Source organism: Scytonema sp. UIC 10036 (assembly GCF_009725235.1).
Map to the genome: position 1 here is coordinate 12,468 of NZ_WJFC01000076.1, position 22,930 is coordinate 35,397.

Below are 22,930 nucleotides of genomic sequence, written 5' to 3' on the forward strand. Positions count from 1 at the left end.
ATGCGGTTGCAAATAATAAAAAATTATAATATGACAACTACTAAATTAGGAATTATAATCGCTAACACGGAACTATGATATCATGTCCAGTTAAACACTTATAATATCCGTAGGTTGGGTTGAGGAACGAAACCCAACATGAATTCTCAACTTGTGTTGGGTTTCACTTCGTTCTACCCAACCTACGTTGATAAATTTTATTACAAGTAATCAACCGGACTTGATATGAATCATAACTCAGACTATTCTAACTATAAATAAAAATGATATTAATATTCTATAGAAAATATAATCATCTTATGAATATTGGATTCTGTGACTCTCAAAGCAGTCGTGAGAGTGTTAGCGCAGACGGTAACCCATCCCTCTAACTGTCTCAATCAATTCACTACCCAGTTTTTTACGTAAATAGCCAACGTACACGTCAACAATATTAGATCCGGGGTCATAGTCGTAACCCCAAACCCGATCTAAAAGTTGTTCTCTACTTAAAACTTGTCCGGGATGACGGAAAAAAGTTTCTGCTAGTATAAATTCACGGTTTGGCAGCTCGATAATGCGATCGCCCACTTGTGCTTTGCGCGTTCTCAAATCTAAAATCACATCCCCAACTTGAAGCACCGCCTCCTCCGTGTTTTGAGGCGTTTGACGATTTCGCAACCTCACTCGCACCCGTGCTAAAAGTTCTTCAAAACGGAAGGGTTTAGTCATGTAGTCATCAGCACCGCCTTCCAAGCCAGCGACTTTATCATTAATATCATCACGAGCGGTCAGTATAATGATTGGTAATTGTTCGCCCTGCCCCCTAATTTGTTCTAAAATCTCCAAACCATCTTGTCCGGGAAGCCCCAAATCGAGAATCAGCAAGTCATAATTATTGCCCAAAACCATTTGCAAAGTTTCTTGAGAATCTGTGGCAATAGAAGGGACAAACCCATTTGCCCTTAGTCCCTTTTCAATAAAGGAGGCTATGCGAGGTTCATCTTCAGCAATAAGAATTTGAGCCATAGACATTGATAAATTATAAATGATGAATATTGAATGCTAAATAGTGAGTGCTGTATTTCATATTAAACGCTGATTGTTTGATAATTCATAATTTTGTTTAATAGGTAAAACAATAGTAAAAGACGCTCCTTTCCCTGGTTGACTTTGAAGTTGAACTTCACCACCATGAGCTTCAGCAATTGCCTTCACAATGGATAATCCCAAACCTGCCCCTTCAGAACGACGGCGACTGTTTGCTGCACGAGCAAAGCGTTGAAAGATGCGTTGCTGGTCGCTAACAGCAATTCCTTCCCCTGTATCTCGAACCCAAAAATGAACTTTATTTTTTGTCATACTAGAGCCGATAGTAATGATATCAGCTTCTTTTGTAAATTGCACGGCATTTTGTGCCAGATTCATAACTGCCTGAGTTATGCGCTGACGGTCTGCAATAGTTTGACCGTCAGCGCTTGCGTCTAAAATCCAAGTACGATTTCCTAAAGCTTTTGCCTTGGCAAATAACTCTTCAGTCAGAGATTTTACATCTACCCTTGCAAGCTGTAAAAAATCAGGTCTTTCTGCTCTTGCCAGTAAAATTAGGTCTTCTACAAATCGGCTCATGCGATCCAATTCGTCTAGTACCAGTGTTCGAGTTTCGTGTATATCCTGTGGGTCTTCTTCCATTAATTCCAAATGCCCTTGGATGATGGTAATAGGTGTTCGCAGTTCATGTCCGGCGTCATTAATGAAATCTCGTTGAGTCATGAATGCTGCTTGCAGTCTGTCCATCATCTCGTTAAAAGTAGTTGCTAATTCTGCTATCTCGCCCCCTCCCCGAACTGAAATCCGTTTTTGCAAGTCATATTCACCAATAGAGCGTGTCGTTGCTATTAATAAGCGTAGAGGAGCCAATACTCGTCCAGAAGCGATCCAAGCTAGCACAAAAGCTATAATCATAACCACAATACTGACTTGGATGATAACTGTGACAGCTTCTAACACTTCTCTACGTTCACCAGCTGTTATGTGAGCTACCACAAATACTCCCACAGTTTTGCCATTAATGGTAACTGGTTCTGCTACGTAAATAATACTGTCAACAGCGGGATCTCGAACCTCTTGTTCGCCTTGTTCTGGTTCAGTCAGTTTTGCCCAATGCTCCATTAATTTAGAATTTTTTGCAAGCAGTGGTTGTGGTCGTCCTCTGGGACTAGATTTATAAAATTTTCCGTCCACAAATGCGATTAGGTAAGTATCGTCTTCCGTCAGTTGGCGAAACAAAAAGGCACTGAAGAAATCTTTGAGTTCCCGCTTGGAGGATGGGCTTTTGAGGTACTCTCGATCCAAGTTATCGATTTGAGAATCCTCTATCGTTTCATTATCTGCTTCTATTTCTTCATCTATGGTTTTATTGAGAACTTTCGTCTTAAATAAATGCATGACTTCCTTGAGTTCCCCACGAACTCGTGTATCGACACGGGCATAGAGAAGTATCCGAAAAGCCGGAATAGAAACCACTAAGATGAAAGTTATAATTAATACATACCAGAGGAGGATTCGAGTTCTTGCCTCTCCAAAAAACTGTCTCAATCCTTTACGCATATTAAGTTTTGTGGCACTGCGAACGGATTCATTAATCACTTTAGGGATCGTGTTTCGCCACACTATCATGCTGCTTCCAATTATACCTATTTTGTCAACTATTATACCCGATTTCTGAAAAAATTGAGGCGAATATAATTCGCGGCTATACAAACAAAGTCCGCGTCGGCGGACTTATATAAAAATAAGGATTTCAAATTTTCTTTGGCGAAAGTCATGGAAGAGCTTTAAAAAGGGGGACGAGTGAAAATTTCCCCCCTTGGAAAGGCAGGCTAGGGGGATCGAAATCGCAAGAAAGCACTTTTAGCATAGAAGGGGTTGGGGGAGATGGGGGGATCTGAAAGATATAGAATCCTAGAAAATAGATTCACTAGTTATTGTTTAAACGCAAAGATATCTTGGATGACTTGTACCCAACCATCAGAGACAGATTCCAGAATGCGATCGCCCTTATCTTTTGTTGCGACTGTGGGGTCACCTATCACGCCACTTTTGCTTAAATCCTGTGTTGTCCAAGCAAAGGATAACTTCCCTTCAATGCTGAGCAAACTGTTTTCTGGTTGTTGGGGAGGATATTCTACAACTGCAGCATCCATTTTTACTTGTTCAGGTAAAATTGCCAGCATAATACTCGTTTCAGCATCCCCTGCATGAATTCCTAATTTTTTTTCTTTAGGAGTCAGTAATTCTCCAGTGATATGGGGAACTCGCCAGGTGAAAAGTGGAAACACAAAAAAATCGCTATATTTAACGTGTAAATCCCGTGCTACAATATCCATCACCTGAGGTTGTCCTCCGTGAGAGTTCATCAACACCAATTTTCTAAATCCAGCACGATAGACACTTTCTCCCACTTCTGTCAAAGTTTTCAGCAAAGTTTCGGCACTTAGGGTAATCGTACCCGGAAAATGCCAGTGCTCGTTCGACTTGCCGTAGTAAAGATTAGGGAGGGCATAGGCTGGAATGTTGGTGTCTAGTTTTTCCAAAGCTTTTCCCAAAACGGCTGCACCAATTGCCGCATCAACAATCAGTGGTAAATGGGGACCATGTTGCTCTACTGCTCCTACTGGTTGGATTAAGACAACATTTTCTTTGTTAGGCATTGCTTGAACATCAGTCCAAGTCAAGTAGGGAAAAAAGCGTGATGGAGGAATGAATCCGTGCATATTTCTCAATATATCTCTGATAAAATTAATACATGAAAATTGGGCATTAGGCATTGTGCATTGTTTTTGCCAATCCCAAGTCCCCAGTACCCAGTCCCCAATCCCATGTAATGAGAAAAAACAATGATAGTAAACGATGGAGCTATCCGTACCTTATCTGTTGATATTGGTGGTAGCGGTGTTAAGGTAATGGTTCTGGATATGAAAGGCAATCCTTTAACAGAAAGGGCGCGAACAGAAACACCCCAACCTGCTACACCAGAAGCTGTCATTAATGCGATCGCAGGATTAGCCGCAACTCAAGGAGAATATCATCGCGTTTCAGTAGGTTTTCCTGGTGTTGTGCGTAATGGTGTCATAGGAACAGCCGCAAATTTAACTCCTAACTGGGTTGGGTTTGATTTGGCAAGAGCATTGTCAGGACGTTTAAATCAACCCGTGCGTGTCATAAATGATGCTGATATGCAAGGTTTGGGGGCAATTTCTGGGAAAGGTGTGGAATTGGTGGTTACACTGGGGACTGGTTTTGGTTCTGCTTTGTTTGTGAATGGGAAACTGGTGCCAAATTTGGAAATGGGACACCATCAGTTTCGCAAAGGGGAAACTTACGAAGAACAATTGAAACGCGCTACTTTGGACAAGATTGGTAGGGAAAAATGGAACAGGCGTTTGCAAAGAGCGATCGCATCCTTGGAACATCTCTTCAACTACGATTACCTATACATAGGTGGAGGGGAAGCAAATAAAGTCAGTATTGAATTGCCCCAAAATGTAAAGATTATTCCAAATGTGACTGGGTTATTGGGCGGTATTGCTTTGTGGAAAGATTAAGTGTTGTCATTTGTCATTTGTCATTTGTCATTTGTCATTTGTCATTTGTCATTTGTCATTTGTCATTGGTCATTTGTCAAAAGTCACGTAGGTTGGGTTGAGGAACGAAACCCAACATTTACAGACATTTGTGAAAGTAAAATCATTGTATTTGGCTCGTAGTTGCGCTTTAGCGCATGTACGCAACTACAAACAGGTAATGATTATTCGCAGCTACTTGTATCAGAGCCGATAGCATTTGAATAATTAAAAAACCGCAGAGAACGCAGAGGACGCAGAGGGAGAGGACAGAGGAATAATTTCGATACCAACGGAACAGTACTTTATAGGAATGTCATCATAAGATGTTGCTTGTAGTGTCAGAAATTTATCGTCAGCAACTCTGGCTGTATGAAAATAAAAAACAGAGTATTGACGAATGTGGTTGCTGATACACGTAGAAGTTCAGGCAAAATCAGAAGCAGCCTTTGCACAAAGGATGTTTTCTTACAATTTGCGGATTTTTGACAAATTTGGGAAACCAGCCATAAGTTTGGCGATTTTGTGCGATTCCGACCCGATATGGCGACCAAACCAATATAGTTACAGCTATCCCAACACCAGGCTAAACTTTGAATTTGGCACCGTCAAGCTTCTCGATTACCAAAACCGTTGGGCAGAATTAGAAGCCAGCGAAAACCCATTTGCAACGGTGGTGATGGCACATTTAAAGACACAACAGACAACTAAAAAACCTCTAGAACGGAAAAGTGAGAAATTTAGCTTGATGCGACGATTGTATGACTTAGGATTGAAAGAGAGAGATATTCGTAACCTATACCGATTTATCGATTGGGTTATGATATTACCAAAAGGATTGGAAGTAGAGTTGTGGGAAGAATTTAAGCAATTTGAACAGGAGCGGAGTATGAGTTATATGACCACAGGCGAGCGCATTGGCTACGAACGGGGAAAGTTTGAAGGAAAGCTGGAAGGAAAGCTGGAAGGCGAACAGAAACTTATCCTACGGCTACTGCAAAGACGAGTAGGAGAGTTACCACAATCCGTGATGGAAACCATTCAAACCCTTTCCACAACCCAATTAGAAGCACTGGGTGAAGCTTTGTTAGATTTTACAGCGATTGAGGACTTACTCAACTGGTTGGCAGCAAATCAAACAGCGTAAAAGAAATTGTTGGGATACTGTACTGTATATAGGAGCAGGTTGTCAACAACTGTGAGAACATCACAGGAAGCGATCGCAGAACTATCTCCTCAAATTTGGCTGCACCTGTTCCACTGATAGACTCAAAGCCGTTGCAACTTGTTCGATGCTTCATCCCAACTCTCACAACCTCTGAACAGCATTGAGTTGAGCTGGCTCGGCTTGCTGTCTGACTTGTTCTGTTTCTTTATAGGGGTAAAACTGACGCTAAACCTTCTGTTCTTTCTTCGCGTACTTTGCGCCCTTGTGCGGTTCATTATTTGGTTTCGTTCCGCAAAACAACACCTAAGTTTTACGTAACGCAATTTTTTAGATTCATACGAATATAGCTGATTTATATTTATATGAACATAGCTGACTTATTACCGACTTTGCAAAAGCTGTCTCGCGCAGACAAACTGAAAGTGATGCAGTTTTTAGTTCAAGAAATGGCTACTGAAGAAGAAACCTTATCGCTGCAACCGGGCGAAACTTATCATGTATGGTCACCATACAACTCCCATAAGGCAGCGCAGAAATTAGCAACACTGTTAGAAGAAAACAAACAAACAAGTGATGCTTAATTCTCAAAGATTCCCTTTTATTGAAGGTCGTGATGTATTTGGGGACATAGATTTCGTACCACAATTACCTTTGATACTGGGTTACCGAAATTCTACCATGGAAGTATCAGCTTTGCTAGACACAGGAGCTAGTGTCAATGTTTTACCATACAATGTTGGTATTCAGTTAGGAGTGGTTTGGGAAGAGTTAACAACCACAGTACAACTAGCCGGAAATTTAGCACCCGTCGAAGCAAAGGGGTTACTTTTGTTGGCTAGAGTTGGTACTTTTGCACCAGTGAGATTGGTGTTTGCATGGAGCCTAACAGATGATGTACCGTTACTGTTGGGATGTATGAATTTTTTCTTGGAATTTGATGTTTGTTTTTATCGCTCCCAAATGACATTTGAATTGCGTCCAAAATTGGAATCACTATAAATTGAAAAGCTATCCTATGTAGTATGAGTTATATGACCACAGGCGATCGCATTGGTAACGAACGGGGAAAGCTGGAAGGAAAGCTGGAAGGCGAACAGTTAATTATCATACGGCTACTGCGAAGACGAGTAGGAGAGTTACCACAATCCGTTATCGAAACCATTCAAACCCTTTTAACAAACCAATTAGAAGCACTTGGGGAAGCTTTGTTAGATTTTACAGCGATTGAGGACTTACTCAACTGGTTGGCAGCAAATCAAACAGCGTAAGGGAAACTGTTGGTTGGTGTACGTGCATATAGGAGCAGGTTGTCAAGAACTAAAAGAACATTAGACAGAGCGATCGCAGAACTACCTCCTCAAATTTGGCTGCACCTGTTCCACTGATAGACTCAAAGCCGTTGCAACTTGTTCGATGCTGAATCCCAACTCTCACAACCAAGAAACAGCTTATCGGTGCGACAGCTTACCGTAGACTTTTACATAACGCAATCCTTTAGATTCATATGAACATAGCTAACTTATTACCAATTTTGCAAAAGCTGTCTCGCGCAAACAAACTGAAAGTGATGCAGTTTTTAGTTCAAGAAATGGCTACGGAAGAAGAAATATTGTCGCTGCAACGGGCCTAAAACTTATTATATATGGTCACCATACAACTCTCATATCATGTCCGATAGCATAACCATGCGGAAAAGTTTCTTAATTTCTTAGCGCCTTTGCGTCTTTGCGTGAGCTTTATTCAGGTTATACAAGCGGACATGATATCATAAGGCAGGGCAGAAACTAGCAACACTGTTAGAAGAAAACAAACAAACAAGCGATGCTTAATTCTCAAAGATTCTCTTTTATTGAAAGTCCTGATGTATTTGGGAACTGCCGATTTTTGCTAATGAAAATTACAATTGCTGACAACTTTTTATTAGAATAGATATTCTGTATAGCAATTAAATAATGACCGCCAAAAGAAAAAGAGCCGATAATGATTCACCGTGGAAAGAAATTTTAGAAGCGTACTTTCCCCAAGCTATGCAATTTTTCTTTCCGGAAGTAGCAGCATTAATTAACTGGGAACGACCCCACGAATTTCTGGATAAAGAATTCCAGCAAATCGCACGCGATGCAAAACAAGGTAGACGATATGCAGATAAATTAGTCAAAGTGTGGCAACTTCAAGGAGAAGAAATGTGGTTGCTGATACACGTAGAAGTCCAGGCAAAACCAGAAGAAGCCTTTGCACAAAGGATGTTCTCTTACAATTTGCGGATTTTTGACAAATTTGGGAAACCAGCTATAAGTTTGGCGATTTTGTGCGATTCCGACCCATCATGGCGACCAAACCAATATAGTTACAGCTACCCCAACACCAGGCTGAACTTTGAATTTGGTACCGTCAAGCTTCTCGATTACCAAAACCGTTGGGCAGAATTAGAAGCCAGCGAAAACCCATTTGCAACGGTGGTGATGGCACATTTAAAGACACAACAGACAACTAAAAAACCTCTAGAACGGAAAAGTGAGAAATTTAGCTTGATGCGACGATTGTATGACTTAGGATTGAAAGAGAGAGATATTCGTAACCTATACCGATTTATCGATTGGGTTATGATATTACCAAAAGGATTGGAAGTAGAGTTGTGGGAAGAATTTAAGCAATTTGAACAGGAGCGGAGTATGAGTTATATGACCACAGGCGAGCGCATTGGCTACGAACGGGGAAAGTTTGAAGGAAAGCTGGAAGGAAAGCTGGAAGGCGAACAGAAACTTATCCTACGGCTACTGCAAAGACGAGTAGGAGAGTTACCACAATCCGTGATGGAAACCATTCAAACCCTTTCCACAACCCAATTAGAAGCACTGGGTGAAGCTTTGTTAGATTTTACAGCGATTGAGGACTTACTCAACTGGTTGGCAGCAAATCAAACAGCGTAAAAGAAATTGTTGGGATACTGTACTGTATATAGGAGCAGGTTGTCAACAACTGTGAGAACATCACAGGAAGCGATCGCAGAACTATCTCCTCAAATTTGGCTGCACCTGTTCCACTGATAGACTCAAAGCCGTTGCAACTTGTTCGATGCTTCATCCCAACTCTCACAACCTCTGAACAGCTTATCTGTGCGACAGCTTACCCTATACAGAGAAGTTCGTGAAACGGAGTAATTCGTAGTCAATCGGAGCAATTCGATTAACTGACTTCACCATGACTCAGCATAGAACTGTTTATTCTATGTTATCCGCAAGGATTTTAGTCCGCTTAAGAGTGATGACTCAATGAGGTTAGCCAGCCTCAAGCGTCGGGGAAGGAACATGGCTGCATCACGACAGTGCAAAACCATAACTATCATGTGAAGCTCTTAAGCCGTGTCAAGGCAAACTATACCCCAATAGGGAGATTCATCAAATGATGATTACAAACTCAATATTCATTTTAAGCAAGAATGGCAAAATACTAAAACCAACAACACCAGCTAGAGCGAGGATTCTACAGTCTCAGGGCAAAGCTAGGAAGCTAAGGCTATTCCCATTTACTCTAATTCTAGATAAGGATGTTGATGAAAATGTAGAACCCTATTTAGAACTTCGCTGCGATCCCGGTTCAAAATTTACGGGGATTAGCTTAGTAGATTTAAATAAGAATGAAGTTGTCTGGGCAATGGAATTAGAACACCGAGGTGATCGTATTAAAATGGAATTGATTAAACGTGCTGGTGTTCGACGTTCTAGAAGATCCAGAAGACTTCGCTATCGTAAAAAACGGTTTGACCGCAAAAAGCCAGATGGTTGGCTAGCACCATCTTTAAGGCATCGGTTGTTAACCACCCAGACTTGGATCAAACGATTGCTGAAAATAGCTCCCATTAAATCAATTGCAATTGAATCTGTTAAATTCGATCTGCAAAAATTGGAAACACCTGATATCGAAGGGATCGAATATCAGCAGGGGACACTGTGGGGTTACACTCTACGCGAAGCGTTGCTTGAGCATTGGGGTAGAGAATGTGTTTATTGTGGTCAAACAGATGTCCCCTTACAAATAGAACACATTAATGCACGAAGTAAAGGAGGCAGTGACCGATTCTCAAACCTGACTTTATCATGCGAGAAATGTAACCAGAAAAAGGGAAATAAGCCAATAGAGCAATTTCTCAAGAACAAAGGCGAAATTCTTCAAAAAATTAAATCACATCAGAAAAAGTCATTAAGTGATGCTGCGGCTGTTAACTCTACCCGTAAAGCCATATTTTACCAGGCACAGCAATTCGGATTACCTGTAATCAGTGGTGATGGTGCATCTACTAAAATGATTCGTATTCAAAGCGGATTACCAAAAGCTCACTGGATTGATAGCGCTTGTGTAGGAACATCAGAAATAGTTAAATTGCGAATATGTCAACCATTGCGCCTTACTTGTAAAGGACACGGCACAAGACAAGTACAGAGAGTCAATGCTAAAGGTTTTCCAGCGATCGCTAGCATCAAAAAGAATCCCATCACTGGTAAAAAAGAAGTCAAGTTAGTGAGTAAAAATCAGAAATATACTCACGCTACAGCTGGTGATTATGTGATTTGTAATCTGCTCAAAGATCGCAAACACATTAAAGCGGGAATTTATCGTGCTAGAGTCAAAACGCCTACAAATAGAGGAGTAGAGGTACTAATTAGCGGGCATCGGATTGAAATTGGTTTACAACACATTAAACTTATTCATCGATCCGATGGCTATGAATACAGTTTTACTACGATTGACCATGATTTATTACGTTTTAACGCTATTTGATATCTTGACAAGTTTCTCAGTTTTAGGATAGGGAGGGGAGTCATATGACAATTTCTGAGAATTTTTTCCGCTCGCAGTCAGTGCAGGAGTTGCAAACACCTCTCCCTTGTCCTCCTTGTCTTCCTTGTCTTCCTTGTCCCCCCAGATTCGGATATCAAATAGGATTGCTATATTACCAAAAGGATTGGAAGCAGAGTTGTGGGAAGAATTTAAGCAATTTGAACAGGAGCGGAGTATGAGTTATATGACCACAGGAGAGCGCATTGGCTACGAACGGGGAAAGTTTGAAGGAAAGCTGGAAGGCGAACAAAAACTTATCCAACGGCTACTGCGAAGACGGGTAGGAGAGTTACCACAATCCGTGATGGAAAACATTCAAACCCTTTCGACAAACCAATTAGAAGCACTTGGGGAAGCTTTGTTAGATTTTACAGCGATTGAGGATTTACTCAACTGGTTGGCAGCAAATCAAACAGCGTAAGGTAAACTGTAGGGAGGTTTTACGGCATATAGGAGCAGGTTGTTAAGAACTGTGAGAACATTAGAGGAAGCGATCGCAGAACTACCTCCTCAAATTTTGCTGCACCTCTTCCACTGATAGACTCAAAGCAGTTGCAATTTGTTCGATGCTTAATCCCAACTTTAACAACCGAGGGATAGCATGAAGTTGAGCTTGCTCGGCTTGCTGTCTGGCTTGTTCTGTTTCTTTATAATTGAGAAGTTTCTTTCCAGTTCGGGGGTTATAAAACCGCAATTCGCCTGCAATCAATCGTAAATCTAGACCCAAAACTTCGCTATGTATGGACAAAACCCCATCTGGTAACAACTGAGGTAATATAGGTTGATATTGACCAGCAACTAGGCGTTGACCTTTCAGTTGAGGATTGAGATAGTCCGCAGTTGGATCGTATTGAAAATACTCTTGTACTCCTAAACGGGAATATTTTAGAGGTTTTTCTTCTTCATCCACTTCTTGCGTTGTTTCAGAAGTGATTTCTAAGATGAAGCTGGGTACTTTATTGCCTTCTTCCCAAACTTTAAAACTTTTGCGTTTCCTCTTCTCAACCCCAAATACCACAAATACATCAGGAGCAACCACCGCACTGGGTACGCCTTTTTTGTAGTAAACAAACACATTTCCAGACACGTAAACATCTTTTTGGTCTTGGAAATAAATCTCCAGCGCTTCCACACCATAAACAAGATAGTCCCGCGCTGCATCGCTTTCCGCCATTGGTTGTCTGTCAGAGTGAGGGTAGAAAATTTCAGTTTTGAGTTGGTTGGGAGAAAGAGTCATGAAACAAAGACCTCAACTCAGGGGCAATTTTTTCAAAAATAGCATATCCCAATAGCCACTAAGCTGTGTTGCCTTTCATTTTCTCATGTTGACCGAGGAGGAGAGTAGGAGAGTGGGGGATCGCAATTCTACGTTCCAATTGTGTCGCACCTCTGCCACTGGTATGCTAGAACAGTTGCAACTTGTGTGTATACCGCAACTCTTTCGCTATTTACCTTTTGTTCAATTTTAAAAATCTTAATGGGTCGGACAAATCTTCGACCTTGCAGCCTACCAAAGTACCCGACCCGGTTTTATATTCGGAAGTCGCCATCGACTTCACTGGAATAGGTCTGGACTCTTCCTTGGTACGCCCTATGAATTCCCATTCATAAGTTCTGACACAGAAGAGAGCTGAGCACCGCCACGACAACCCGGAAACCGACATTGTCGTTCCTGTTGTCACGAGGGTTCCTGTTGCGATTCGCCGAACGGCAGTTCCTCGGGTTGAAACCCCAGGAGCCACCACGAAGCAGCATTCGGAAGTGCCTACCCCAATATTTAGTATATAGCATTTTGGAGACGCTTCTCACCGTAAGTCTTGATATTATTTTTCAAACCCGCAAAACTTATGTTATGTTTATAAATAGCTTTTACAGTCCTTGTTAAATAAGAGCAGACTTCTATAGGGAAAATATTTGACCTCCTATGCGTCTGTCTGCTATTATTGAAAAATAGAAAAAATTTTTGGCGCTTCGCGCCAAGAAGAGTGAAAAGGGAAAAGAGTAAGAGATTAAAGGGTAACTAAGTCCTGAGCACCGCCACGACAACCCGGAAACCGACACAGTCGTTCCTGTCGTCACGAGGGTTCCTGAGGCGATACGCCGAACGGCAGTCCCTCGGGTTGAAACCCCAGGAGCCACTGCGAAGCAGCAATATTTGATTATCATTATTACTGTTATTTATCCAAGCACTTCCATCTATTGGTGCTCCATTATAGTTATCATGCCAGGTGTCTAGACACCATTCCCACACATTGCCGTGCATATCATATAGACTAAAAGCATTTGGTGGAAAACTTCCAACAAGCGTCGTCTGTTGACGGTATTGACCTTTTGGCTCAGAAGCGTATATCGCCGAACCATCATAGTTAGCTAAGTCAGATGTAATTGTCTCTCCAAAGTGAAAAGGCGTAGTTGTTCCCGCACGACAAGCATACTCCCACTCGGCTTCACTAGGCAAACGATAACGGTAGCTTTTTCCAGTCCTTTCTGATAGTGTATCACAAAATTGAGTCGCATCATTCCAACTTACAGTTTCAACAGGTCTTTTTTCTCCTTCTTCTTTAAAGCGAGAGGGATTATTCCCCATAACCGCCTGATACTGTTCTTGGGTCACAGCAAACTTACTCATGAAAAAAGGTTGAATGGTGACGGTATGCTGAGGACTTTCATCAGATTCTCGCTCCCTCTCATTAGGAGGAGAACCCATGACAAACTGACCGCCAGGAATTTCTACCATATCTAAAGTAATACCGTTCCCCAAATCCTCTGTAAAAAAATTTGCTTGAGTGGGGCGACGGTTAATAATTTGTCCTCGCTCATTCACCGTTACAACTTCAAATTGAACAGTTTGCAGCGTAACCACCTCTGGTGTTTGTACGGAAGAAGCAGTTGCAGTGGGTTGCGGAGTGGGTTGCGAACTTCTTTGAAGTTGGTATCCTCCAGCAGTTACCAAACCCAAACCTACACTTCCCCAACCCAAGTATTGAATGACCTTGCGCCGCGATAGGTTGTTAATGACTTTTACTTGTTCGGGAATTGGCAAACTGATACCAGCCACTCTAATTTCATTTTTCTTCAAAGCCTTTCCCAACTCTTTTTTTGCCGCTTCTAAATCTCCACCTGCAAAGTATCCCATTCCGCGAGCATAAATTAACAGTGGTTGAAAATCTTCTAATTCAGCCAAGGGTTCTGCCAATGTTTCTACCAAAGATGCCAATCGAATCAAATCGGCGCGATCTGTATCATAGGTTTTTGAAAGAGTCAATGCCAATTCCTGAGATGCATCACTCGGTCGGGTATAAGCTAAAGCTATCCACTGCTGAACTTGAGCAAAGTCTCGGATATCGGGATCGCGATCGTAAAGTAGCTGCTGTGCGTATTCCAGCAAAAATTCTGATAGCTCATCAATACGCTGCTGACCAAACCTCTTATCTTCTTTTAATCGCTTGAGGAGTTCGTTCCGTACTGGTAAAACCATCTCGTAAAGTTCGTGTCCCACTTCATCGCATAAGCTAGAAAGTAACAAGTCTGCCACTGCTATCCAGGGAATGTCTAAAACTTCACCATAAATATCTTGTTGGAACTTAGCCCACAAACGATATAACAAATCTGGTGTCAGTGCTAGAGGAAACGCCCCGTGATAAGCCAAATATAAATGTGCTTCCCCAAACCGTTTTTCAAAAGACTTAATCCGTTGGTTGACAACTTCAGGTCTAATTTTGTTCATATTTTGCGTCCCTCAAAGTTAGTCGGACGTCCGCGCAACACACTCACAGCATCCTGCAAACCTCTGCGACTCAGTTCAAACATAGGAACCAAACGTGCAATTTCTCCGGCTGTCGTACCAGCCCAACGGGTATTTGGTATGGGATTCAGCCAAGCCATGTAACGCACTCGCTGTTTTAACTGAGCCAGAAATTTCTGAGTTAACTCATACCGTTCTTCACTATAACCGCCACGAGCAGCACCAGCATCACTTAAAATTAACACGGCAGTTCGGTCAGAGGAAACACGGTTCACAATATCGCTCACTAACTCTGGTTTCAAATGATTGGGATCGTGATAAAGATAATCCAAGGGACAGTTGTGAAAGTAGTAAATACCTGCTTTGCCCAAACGACCTCCTCGCAAGGCTGTTTCTACCAATCGACGAGACAGCCCACCAAAAGGAACCATTGAACCATCTTGATCAATCAGTAAAAGCATTTCAGCACTGTTCACCCGGCTTGGTCTTAACACGGGTTCAAACAGCAAACCTTGCTGTCCGATTTGGTTGATAGTGGCTTCCATATCCAATTCTGTTCGCGAACCCTGACGAACTGGGCGGCGCAAATAACGCCAAATTTGTTTCATTTGCCTCATTGTTACGGGAAAATGCTCGTCTTTGAGGAAAAGATTTTTTGGGTTGTTGGTTAGCACGGCTTGAGCGATTTGCACCTCATCTGTGCTTGTGAGTGCGGAGTCTGTAGTTGAAGAAGTCGCTTTTGGCGTGGCTTGAGAGGAGGTAGAAACTTGATTTTTTGGGAGAAACCGGGTTGCTAAGATATTTGGTCGCCACTTGACGATGACATATCCACCACTCAAGACTATAACTGATAGCACGAACCAAAGAATGCCATTTGATAGGCGATCGTCAGTATTTGGTGGTGCTTGCTGTATCGTATTTGGAACCAATGTGACTTGTTGGGTTCTTATAATCGTTGGCTTTGACGAAACGTTTGTTGGTGCTGGTATTGGTGTTGGTGTGATGGGTGGGGAAGTCTGAGTTAGTTTGACAGAAGTTTTGACACCAAAAGCTATTCCAACAGCTAAACTCCCTAAAATTACATAGCGTGTCATCCTATGTAAATAAAGCTGCTGAACTGGTACAAGAAAACTGAGAAACCTAGTTTCCTTGAGAAAGTTCACAACCCTGCTTTCTTGAACTCCACTGGTTTCTTGAATCACCTCCGTACCCATAACCTGCTCAAAGTGAAACTCAAATAACGGCAATTCCTCCGCAGACTTAACCCATACAGTCTGACAAAGACGCTTTAAAGCAAGTCGATCGCCTACCCCAAAACCCGCTTGCATGGCTTGCAAAACAGATTGATACTCGCCCATCCCAATTGGCAAACCAGCTTCCCGCAATCTATCAAACAATTCAATAAGAGGCAATTCATTCACGTCCACGTTTTTGCCTCAAATAACGTACATGGTCTTCCCAACTTTTCAGCAACACGCCACCAAATGGCAGTTTACCATCTAGTTTTGCCAAAATCTCATCTTCCGGATAGCGACGCAAAACTCGAAACCAGTCTATCAACTCACTTGTACTGACTTTTTTGCTGGCGTCTCCTTTATCTTTTCGCATTTCCTCTCGCAGTAGTAAAAAGCGAGTGACGGCTTGAGCCACTAACACTGGAGATGAATCGGGAAAAAGTGATTTAATAATATCGACTAACCTTTGAAGATTGGGAAATTCCAAATAGTGAAACAGACACCTTCTTAAGAAAGCATCGGGTAAATCTTTTTCATCATTGCTTGTAATAAAAACGATGGGCGGTTCTTTTGCTTGTACTTCTTGTCCTGTTTCGTCAACTATAAACCGTTGCTCGTCAAGTTCTAGTAACAAATCGTTAGGAAAGTCTATATCAGCTTTATCAATTTCATCTATTAAGACTACAGTTCGTCGGTCATTTTGAAACGCACGTCCCAAGGGACCCCATTTAACGTAGGTGGTGGGATCGTCAATCCGGGGAATGTCTTCCTCTTTGATTATGCGACCTGCTGCTGCTAATTGAGCATCTCGCAAGCGATTGACTGCATCATAAGTGTATAGCCCATCTTTGGCGCGACTTGTGGATTTAATATACCATGCTTCAAAGGGCAAACCAAGTTCATATGCTACAGCACGAGCTAATCTCGTTTTCCCACATCCCGGTTCTCCCTTGAGTAAAAGCGGTCTTTCAAGGTAGATTGCCAAGTTAACAGCTTCTACTAAGTCTTCATTTGGTAAGTAAGGATACAATACCTGACCCGCAGCGTCTTTGTCTCCCACCCGTGGCTGAACTTTACCTGTATACTCAAGAGGTTTATCACTTAGTGTTTTAGCCATCTGTCTTTCTCTTCGTACCAATTACAGCCACACATCTTGCAGATTTCTGAGAAGACTAATTCTGGAATTCCATTCTCAGTTTTATTTAAAATCGCTTGGGCGGGATCGTCCCATTTGTTGATTTCTTCTATAAGAGGCAGTGTATCAAACTCTGTTTCCACTGTTTCTATCCAATCTGTTAGAATGCCATCGCCAAAGGGTGCGATCGCTGGTAATTTGATAGGTATTTTTGGTTCCCAAGTCGGTTCTAACTGTTCGACAAACATAATATTCTGACATCCCACGCACCCTTCATAATCTACCAAAAACATCAGCAACTGAAACTTATTATCTTGCGATACCTCCTTTCGTGGTTTACTGGCTAATGGCAGCCAAAACTCTTGAAGTAACTCTTGTAAGTATGCTTCTGGCATACAATCTACATAATGCAAGATAAGGATGACATTCTGGGTTTTCCACCACTTAAAAACTCCTTCGGCTACCTCTGTGGGGGAGTGATGTTCCAAACCGACTCTACGACCGAGTTCTCGCCACAATGCGCCAACGTCTCTTTTGCGCCCCAGTCGGTCGAGTTCGATACGGATCTCTTTCGCCGTTGTACCAAAACGGATGTGTTGCGTCATGAGGCGATTCAGCAACCAACGCTGTCCGTATTCTGGATACCCGTGAATTAAAAAAGCTTTGATGGATTGGGTTTTCTGAAATTTTAGGAACGATCGCACTTGTTCTCTGTAGCCCAGTTTCATTAAAGCACGGTACAAATCTTCACTACGAGCTTCTGCCTCTACATTTGCCATCTCCTGTAGGATATTGCTCCGTTCAGCTTCGTCTCTCTCAATTTGCTTTTCTAAAGAGAAAATCGTCACAGGGTCTGTTGCCAGTATTTTTTCTCGCCGAATAAATAGTATTTTATCTTCTACGAGGTCAAGCAATTCCTGTAGTTGTTCTCGTTTGCTCATTTTCTACGGAGGATATGGCAGTTGCTTGTTGCTATGACTTAGCTACAATGCTTTAGGCGATGGTTACAGATTTTTAGTATACACTTTGTTATCTTTATCATGAGGATATGAGGCGGAGCCTCTTGGGCTGCATTCCCAGGCTCCGCCTGGGAACGAGAAATACTGTTGTTAACGCTATTGGGTGAAGTAGGGGTATTTCTCTTTGAGTAACTGGTGACAGCGTTGCTTGACTTGAAACGCGGCGCTCGGAACCCACTCTTGAAATTGTTCTGCGATCGCGTTTAATTCTTCTTGACAAGTTTTTAGCTCTGCTTCGTGAATTTTCAGTATTGCTGAATTTATCAAATTTTGAATTTTTATGATTTTCCCACTTCCTTGAACGACTAATGTTTCTACACCGCCTTCAACTACGTCTATAAAATTGCTCACCCAATTGGTTAATTCCTCTTCACTCGTCTTGCGAGCGAAGCTGTTTAAGCTTTTTAAATCTAGGGCTTGCTTGAGAATTGGATGTTTGGAACCCATATTGTTGAGTAAACCCTCGCATTCACCACAAAGAGCGTGCAGTGCAACAACTATTCTTCTCGTTTCTTGTGCATCTTCACTCTCTTTGCTTTGGTAATACAGAGCAAGATACCCTTGAGCTTGCTCGACGAGTGCGGGGATTTTTTTCCGACCAAAACCACCCATCAGTTCTATAAATCTTGAGAATTTTGTAATTTCTGTTTTGGTCTGAACATTCGACTTTGCGATTTCGGGATTATTTTTGTTCCATTCTTCGCAAGCTAAGGCAACTAATTCTTTATAAGGTAACGGTTGAATATTTAGCTTAACAACTGATATTGCTTTTCCAAATAATTGCTGTTGTTTCTGTAATTCTAAAGCTTTTTGTTGGGCTTCAATCTCTCTTTGTCTTTCTCTTTCTTGACGAGTTTGGGATGCTTTTTTTGCTGCCTCTCTTCGCTTTTCTGAAAGCTTTTTCCAATGCTCAAATTCCTCTGTAGATTCTGCTTCTAAAACTCGTTCTAGTAAATACAAACAAACAGGCGACGCACTCCGATAAACGGGATTTTTAGAGTTCTTATCCTCGCTACCAAGAAACTTCTTGATTGCTGCGTCTGTCCATCCACGTGTTACTTTGAGATCTGTTTTAGTGATATACTCGGCTGTCATTCAGGAATATAGCGGGCATTGGGCATTAGGTATTAGGTGTTTTTCCAATCTCCTCCTCCTTAGTTATTTTAGCGAAAGATGAATTAAAGCTTTACAAAGCTTTATATAGAAGGAGCGCCCTTCAGCACTGGTGAACTCCAAAGCAACCCTAGCTAACTGTTGTGGAATTCGATTATAGTAGAATCATCAATGTACCGTGAATTCAGATAAAGTCTTACATAGTTAAGCATTTCTACATATACTGCTTACTATATATAAAAAATCTATAAAGACGGTCAATCTTGATTGACTACTAACTTATGAGATTGTTAGCTTAAAAGAGAAGCATTCCAAGCGTGCAAAATGCACTCAGAATAGCATTCTGGGTCTACACAAACAAAGCCTGCTTCTGCGGGCTGTGAACGAGTCCGCCTGCGCGGACTAAATTTGTATAGCTGCGATTTCCTATCGCTTGGTATTTTTACAGATTTGGGATGCTCCCGCGTAAGAGTGTACGGATGCCAAGATAAATTCGTAGTACTAGTACTTAACTACATCAATTTTGAAGGCTGCAGACCTAACCTCTCAAATAAATTGAGAATGTAGCCTAGTAGTTCACCACAATGATTTTGATGGGCTGTCATCTCGTTCCCAGCCTCTGGCTGGGAATGCCTCACGGGAGGCTCTGCCTCCTGTACTCTACCACAGAGTGCGAGGCGGAGCCTCTAGTAATGCGTTCCCAGGCGGAGCCTGGGAACGAGAGTCGGGGATCTACCTATCAAAATTAATGTGGTGAACCACTAGTTCGGGCTGACAAAATTTTTATAGTGGATTACCAGTCACGAAAAATTGACTATCATCCTACAACGTACAGACTGCAATATTGTATACTTATTTACATAAAATAACAAATGGTTAATGTAGGTTATCATAGCGCGAGGGTTCAAGGGCAAGTTCTTCGTTCTTTATATAAAGCTGTTCTAGGTCCCTTGGTTAATAGTTCTATCCAACAAACTCGAACAGTTCCAGTCAATGTCTACGCCTTATCATGCGAGCGCGATTTGCCAGAACAAGTAGTCAGTATTCGCTCGTTCATTCGTCATGTCGGTATTCCAAATACTTTCACTGTAATTTCTGACGGAAGTTACACGGATGCCAGTTGCGATTTACTGCGGCGCATACATCCTTGTGTTAAACTGGTGAATTTACAAGAATTTATTCGACCAGATCTGCCTGAATGTGTTACTCATTACGCCCAATTACATCCTATGGGCAAAAAGTTATCAGCATTAATGTCCATTCCAGTGAATGGTGCAACTATTTATACAGATTCAGATATTTTATTTTTCCCTGGCGGAATAGACTTAGTTAATTTAGTGAATTCTGGCGATCGCTACAATTACTATCTACCCGATTGTTCTAATTCTTTAGATAAGAGAATTATTTACGAAGATTCTGAAAAATTAAATCCAATTAACGCTGGATTTATTTTACTAAAGCAAGAGTTGGATTGGAGCTTTGCGATTGAACGCTTGACGGCTCTTAGAGAACCTCCTGGCTATTTTACCGAACAAACAGTTGTACATTTGACAATCCACAGAAATCATGGTAAGCCCTTGTGTACAAAACGATATGTTCTCAATGTAGAGGATCAGTTCATCTATCCAGATACATTTGCTAGTAATGACATTGCTTTAAGACATTATGTCAGAGATGTCAGACATAAGTTTTGGATGAATACAGGGTTATAAATTTATTTTGAAATATCGGTAGGTAATGTCCACCTAGCCCTGTCAAGGTCACTTATCAAATTTTGATTCAGGCAGCAATTCCTCATCTTCCCTCTCTGCGTACTCTGCGTACTCAGCGGTTCAAAAGTCATTTATTTAACCGCTGAGGCGCAGAGTACGCAGAGAGAAGAGGTGAGAAGACGATTGATTTTCTGAAATTTTAATCCACCTTGACAGGGTTAGTAATGTCCACCCTACAGTTTAAATGAATATCTACCAGATTAGGGCAATTTAAGTAAAAAAATGAATACGATACAAGTCTCCTCGTTTGATGTATTTGACACAGTTTTGACGCGAACTGTTGGAGCACCGAAAGCAATATTTTTTCTGCTAGGTAAGCAACTTGCAAGTCAATTTCTAATTAACTGTACGCCAGAAGCTTTCGCTTATGCTAGGATCTCAGCCGAACAGCGAGCCTACGGAAATGTTGGTGAAAGATGTTCGCTCTATCAAATTTATATAGAACTTGCAGCTGCGTTGCGGCTTAGCGATGAGCAGCGGGAAAAAATCATGCACCTAGAATGTGTTTTGGAATCTCAACTCATTCGCCCTGTTCCCATCGCACGAGATTTAATACAAGCAGCTCGCGCCCAAGGAAAGCGTGTGGTTTTCGTGTCTGATATGTATTTGCCAGCTGAGTTCATTAAAGAACAGTTAGTGCGCCATTCGTTTTGGGTAGAGGGTGACGAATTGTATGTATCTTATGAGTATGGAAAGTCTAAGGCAACAGGTCAACTTTTCCAAGAATTAATAAGTCGCCACGGCATTTTACCCGCACAGGTATCTCATTGCGGTAATGATTTGCGTATTGATGTCCAAGGAGCAAAAAAGGTTGGGTTGAAAGCTCAACATTTTGACGAAGGTAACCTCAATCGATATGAAAAAATACTTGAGTCTTACTCTTGGGCTACAGAAGGTTTATCTTCTGCTTTTGCCGGAGCTTCAAGACTAGCACGCTTACAAATTCCAGTATCGTCTTCAAAAGAGGCGGCTCTGCGTGATGTCGCTGCTGGTGTAATTGCACCTACATTGGTAGGCTTTGTTCTCTGGGTGCTTTATCAAGCTCGAAGGATGGGCTTAAAACGGCTCTACTTTGTCTCGCGGGACGGTCAAATTTTACTGGAAATAGCGCGTAGATTAATTGATAAGCTCAACCTTTCTTGCGAGCTTCGCTATATTTACGGTAGCAGAGTCGCATGGAATATGCCAGCCGTTGCCAGTTTAGATCGAGAGCAAGCATTCCAAATGTTGAAAAGATCCAGCTGGATTTTGGATGGAACTAGTGATGTCTCTATTCGAGACTTTTTCGCTCGGGTTTCTATTGCTCCTGAAGAAATTAGTGAAATTTTGGCTGCTGTTGGATTTCAAGCAAAAGATTGGTCGCGAATTTTAAATCCACTGGAACAGCAAGCATTGCACCCAGTACTGGAAAATAGCAAGGTCATTGAACTTATTTTTCAAAAAGCACATCAGAAACGAGAGGTTCTGATGAAGTATCTGGAGCAAGAAGAACTGTTGGACTCAAGTGCTAAGGGATTAGTTGATGTCGGCTGGTTTGGTAGTTCTTATGATTCCCTACGTGCGCTGGTAAATGCTAACGGTGCTACACTTGATGTGGGTCTATTTTTTGGACTTAGAGGTAATTCCCAAGACGATCGAGATGAGTCAAAGATTGGCTATTTCTTCGACCAAAGAAAACACATCGGCTTGAGTTCAGCTTTGCCTAATTTTGGTATTGTTCCTTTGGAAATGTTTTGTTCTGCAGATCACGGTACTGTAGTTAGTTTTACAGACGAAGGCGAACAAGTTAGACCTGTTTTCAAAGAAGAACGCAACCAAAGCATCGTTGACTGGGGTTTACCACTTGTCAGGAAGGCAGTTTATTGTTTTACGGAGAACTTGTTGCTCGATCCCAGCTTAATTAATCCATGGGCAGATGTGCGTGAGGCTTCTGCAAACGTACTTCAGTCGTTTTGGTTAAACCCTTCTCATATAGAGGCGCAGGCTTGGGGTGATTTTCCTTGGGAGAAAGGTCATAGCGATCGCACTGATTCTCTTGCTCAACCCTATAATTGGGCAGATGTTGTTAAATCTTTCTTAATTGTCAGACTAGTTGATAATGCAGGAGTATGGTTCGAGGGATCGGTAGCTCGAAGTCCTTCATCAATCCCCAGTGTTATACAACGTTTTCTTCGCTATCGTAGCTTGTTAGCTAGGCTCAAGTCAAAGTTCCTCACAAAAACGACTGTCAAAAACTAACTTTTGGATTTACTATCTGTTATGAGTAGATCGAAATATGCCAGTCATGTGAAAAATTGGGG

General features: G+C 41.8%; 18 protein-coding genes and 2 pseudogenes. 10 read left to right on the forward strand and 10 right to left on the reverse strand.

Annotation, left to right across the window (positions count from 1 at the left end; translation table 11 throughout):
- Window positions 1-342: 342 nt before the first annotated feature.
- From F7734_RS30180 to F7734_RS30190, 3 genes are all read right to left on the reverse strand, one after another.
- Window positions 343-1,008, reverse strand: coding sequence for a response regulator transcription factor (locus F7734_RS30180; protein WP_155748265.1), 666 nt, complete (start codon window positions 1,006-1,008; stop codon window positions 343-345).
- 57 nt (window positions 1,009-1,065) lie between these two features.
- Window positions 1,066-2,658, reverse strand: a complete 1,593-nt coding sequence (locus F7734_RS30185) for a HAMP domain-containing sensor histidine kinase (protein WP_155748266.1) — start codon at window positions 2,656-2,658, stop codon at window positions 1,066-1,068.
- A gap of 305 nt (window positions 2,659-2,963) precedes the next feature.
- Entirely contained in the window at window positions 2,964-3,755 is a 792-nt protein-coding gene (locus F7734_RS30190) for a creatininase family protein (protein ID WP_155748293.1), read from the reverse strand.
- Between the two features lie 123 nt (window positions 3,756-3,878).
- Here F7734_RS30190 and F7734_RS30195 point away from each other — a divergent pair, with 123 nt between their 5' ends.
- The 8 genes and pseudogenes from F7734_RS30195 to F7734_RS30230 all read left to right on the forward strand — a co-directional run.
- Window positions 3,879-4,586, forward strand: a complete 708-nt coding sequence (locus F7734_RS30195) for an ROK family protein (protein ID WP_155748267.1) — start codon at window positions 3,879-3,881, stop codon at window positions 4,584-4,586.
- A 418-nt stretch (window positions 4,587-5,004) separates the two neighbouring features.
- Window positions 5,005-5,751 (forward strand): annotated as a pseudogene (locus F7734_RS30200) (DUF4351 domain-containing protein); the annotation flags it as partial.
- A 383-nt stretch (window positions 5,752-6,134) separates the two neighbouring features.
- Window positions 6,135-6,353, forward strand: coding sequence for a hypothetical protein (locus tag F7734_RS30205; protein WP_155748269.1), 219 nt, complete (start codon window positions 6,135-6,137; stop codon window positions 6,351-6,353).
- Window positions 6,346-6,771, forward strand: coding sequence for a retroviral-like aspartic protease (locus F7734_RS30210; RefSeq protein WP_155748270.1), 426 nt, complete (start codon window positions 6,346-6,348; stop codon window positions 6,769-6,771). The genes F7734_RS30205 and F7734_RS30210 overlap by 8 nt, the downstream gene beginning before the upstream one ends.
- A 23-nt stretch (window positions 6,772-6,794) precedes the next feature.
- Window positions 6,795-7,040: a DUF4351 domain-containing protein gene (locus F7734_RS30215; RefSeq protein WP_155748271.1), complete on the forward strand. Its 246-nt coding sequence runs from the start codon at window positions 6,795-6,797 to the stop codon at window positions 7,038-7,040.
- A gap of 684 nt (window positions 7,041-7,724) precedes the next feature.
- The gene (locus F7734_RS30220; RefSeq protein WP_155748272.1) at window positions 7,725-8,702 is read left to right on the forward strand and encodes a DUF4351 domain-containing protein; all 978 of its coding nucleotides are present in this window, start codon (window positions 7,725-7,727) and stop codon (window positions 8,700-8,702) included.
- A gap of 475 nt (window positions 8,703-9,177) precedes the next feature.
- Window positions 9,178-10,551: an RNA-guided endonuclease IscB gene (gene iscB, locus F7734_RS30225; protein WP_155748294.1), complete on the forward strand. Its 1,374-nt coding sequence runs from the start codon at window positions 9,178-9,180 to the stop codon at window positions 10,549-10,551.
- Between the two features lie 163 nt (window positions 10,552-10,714).
- Window positions 10,715-11,032: pseudogene (locus F7734_RS30230) on the forward strand (DUF4351 domain-containing protein); the annotation flags it as partial.
- Window positions 11,033-11,113: 81 nt separating this feature from the next.
- Here the strand turns inward: F7734_RS30230 and F7734_RS30235 are convergent.
- The 7 genes from F7734_RS30235 to F7734_RS30265 all read right to left on the reverse strand — a co-directional run bounded on the left by F7734_RS30235 (window position 11,114) and on the right by F7734_RS30265 (window position 18,840).
- Complete coding sequence (locus tag F7734_RS30235) at window positions 11,114-11,848, reverse strand: Uma2 family endonuclease (protein WP_155748273.1); 735 nt, start codon at window positions 11,846-11,848, stop codon at window positions 11,114-11,116.
- A gap of 368 nt (window positions 11,849-12,216) precedes the next feature.
- A complete protein-coding gene (locus F7734_RS30240; protein ID WP_155748274.1) occupies window positions 12,217-12,402 on the reverse strand; it encodes an SUMF1/EgtB/PvdO family nonheme iron enzyme in 186 nt (61 codons plus the stop codon).
- A 229-nt stretch (window positions 12,403-12,631) separates the two neighbouring features.
- On the reverse strand, window positions 12,632-14,338 hold the full coding sequence (locus tag F7734_RS30245; RefSeq protein ID WP_243147175.1) for a formylglycine-generating enzyme family protein: 1,707 nt from the start codon (window positions 14,336-14,338) through the stop codon (window positions 12,632-12,634).
- Window positions 14,335-15,783, reverse strand: a complete 1,449-nt coding sequence (locus tag F7734_RS30250; RefSeq protein WP_347566308.1) for a hypothetical protein — start codon at window positions 15,781-15,783, stop codon at window positions 14,335-14,337. The genes F7734_RS30245 and F7734_RS30250 overlap by 4 nt, the downstream gene beginning before the upstream one ends.
- A complete protein-coding gene (locus F7734_RS30255; protein ID WP_155748275.1) occupies window positions 15,770-16,708 on the reverse strand; it encodes a MoxR family ATPase in 939 nt (312 codons plus the stop codon). The genes F7734_RS30250 and F7734_RS30255 overlap by 14 nt, the downstream gene beginning before the upstream one ends.
- Window positions 16,693-17,667, reverse strand: coding sequence for a hypothetical protein (locus F7734_RS30260; RefSeq protein ID WP_155748276.1), 975 nt, complete (start codon window positions 17,665-17,667; stop codon window positions 16,693-16,695). The genes F7734_RS30255 and F7734_RS30260 overlap by 16 nt, the downstream gene beginning before the upstream one ends.
- A gap of 174 nt (window positions 17,668-17,841) precedes the next feature.
- Window positions 17,842-18,840, reverse strand: a complete 999-nt coding sequence (locus F7734_RS30265; RefSeq protein ID WP_155748277.1) for a hypothetical protein — start codon at window positions 18,838-18,840, stop codon at window positions 17,842-17,844.
- 890 nt (window positions 18,841-19,730) lie between these two features.
- Between F7734_RS30265 and F7734_RS30270 the strand changes: the two genes are divergently transcribed.
- Window positions 19,731-20,570, forward strand: a complete 840-nt coding sequence (locus F7734_RS30270; RefSeq protein ID WP_155748278.1) for a hypothetical protein — start codon at window positions 19,731-19,733, stop codon at window positions 20,568-20,570.
- 282 nt (window positions 20,571-20,852) lie between these two features.
- The gene (locus F7734_RS30275) at window positions 20,853-22,868 is read left to right on the forward strand and encodes a hypothetical protein (protein ID WP_155748279.1); all 2,016 of its coding nucleotides are present in this window, start codon (window positions 20,853-20,855) and stop codon (window positions 22,866-22,868) included.
- Window positions 22,869-22,930: the final 62 nt, after the last annotated feature.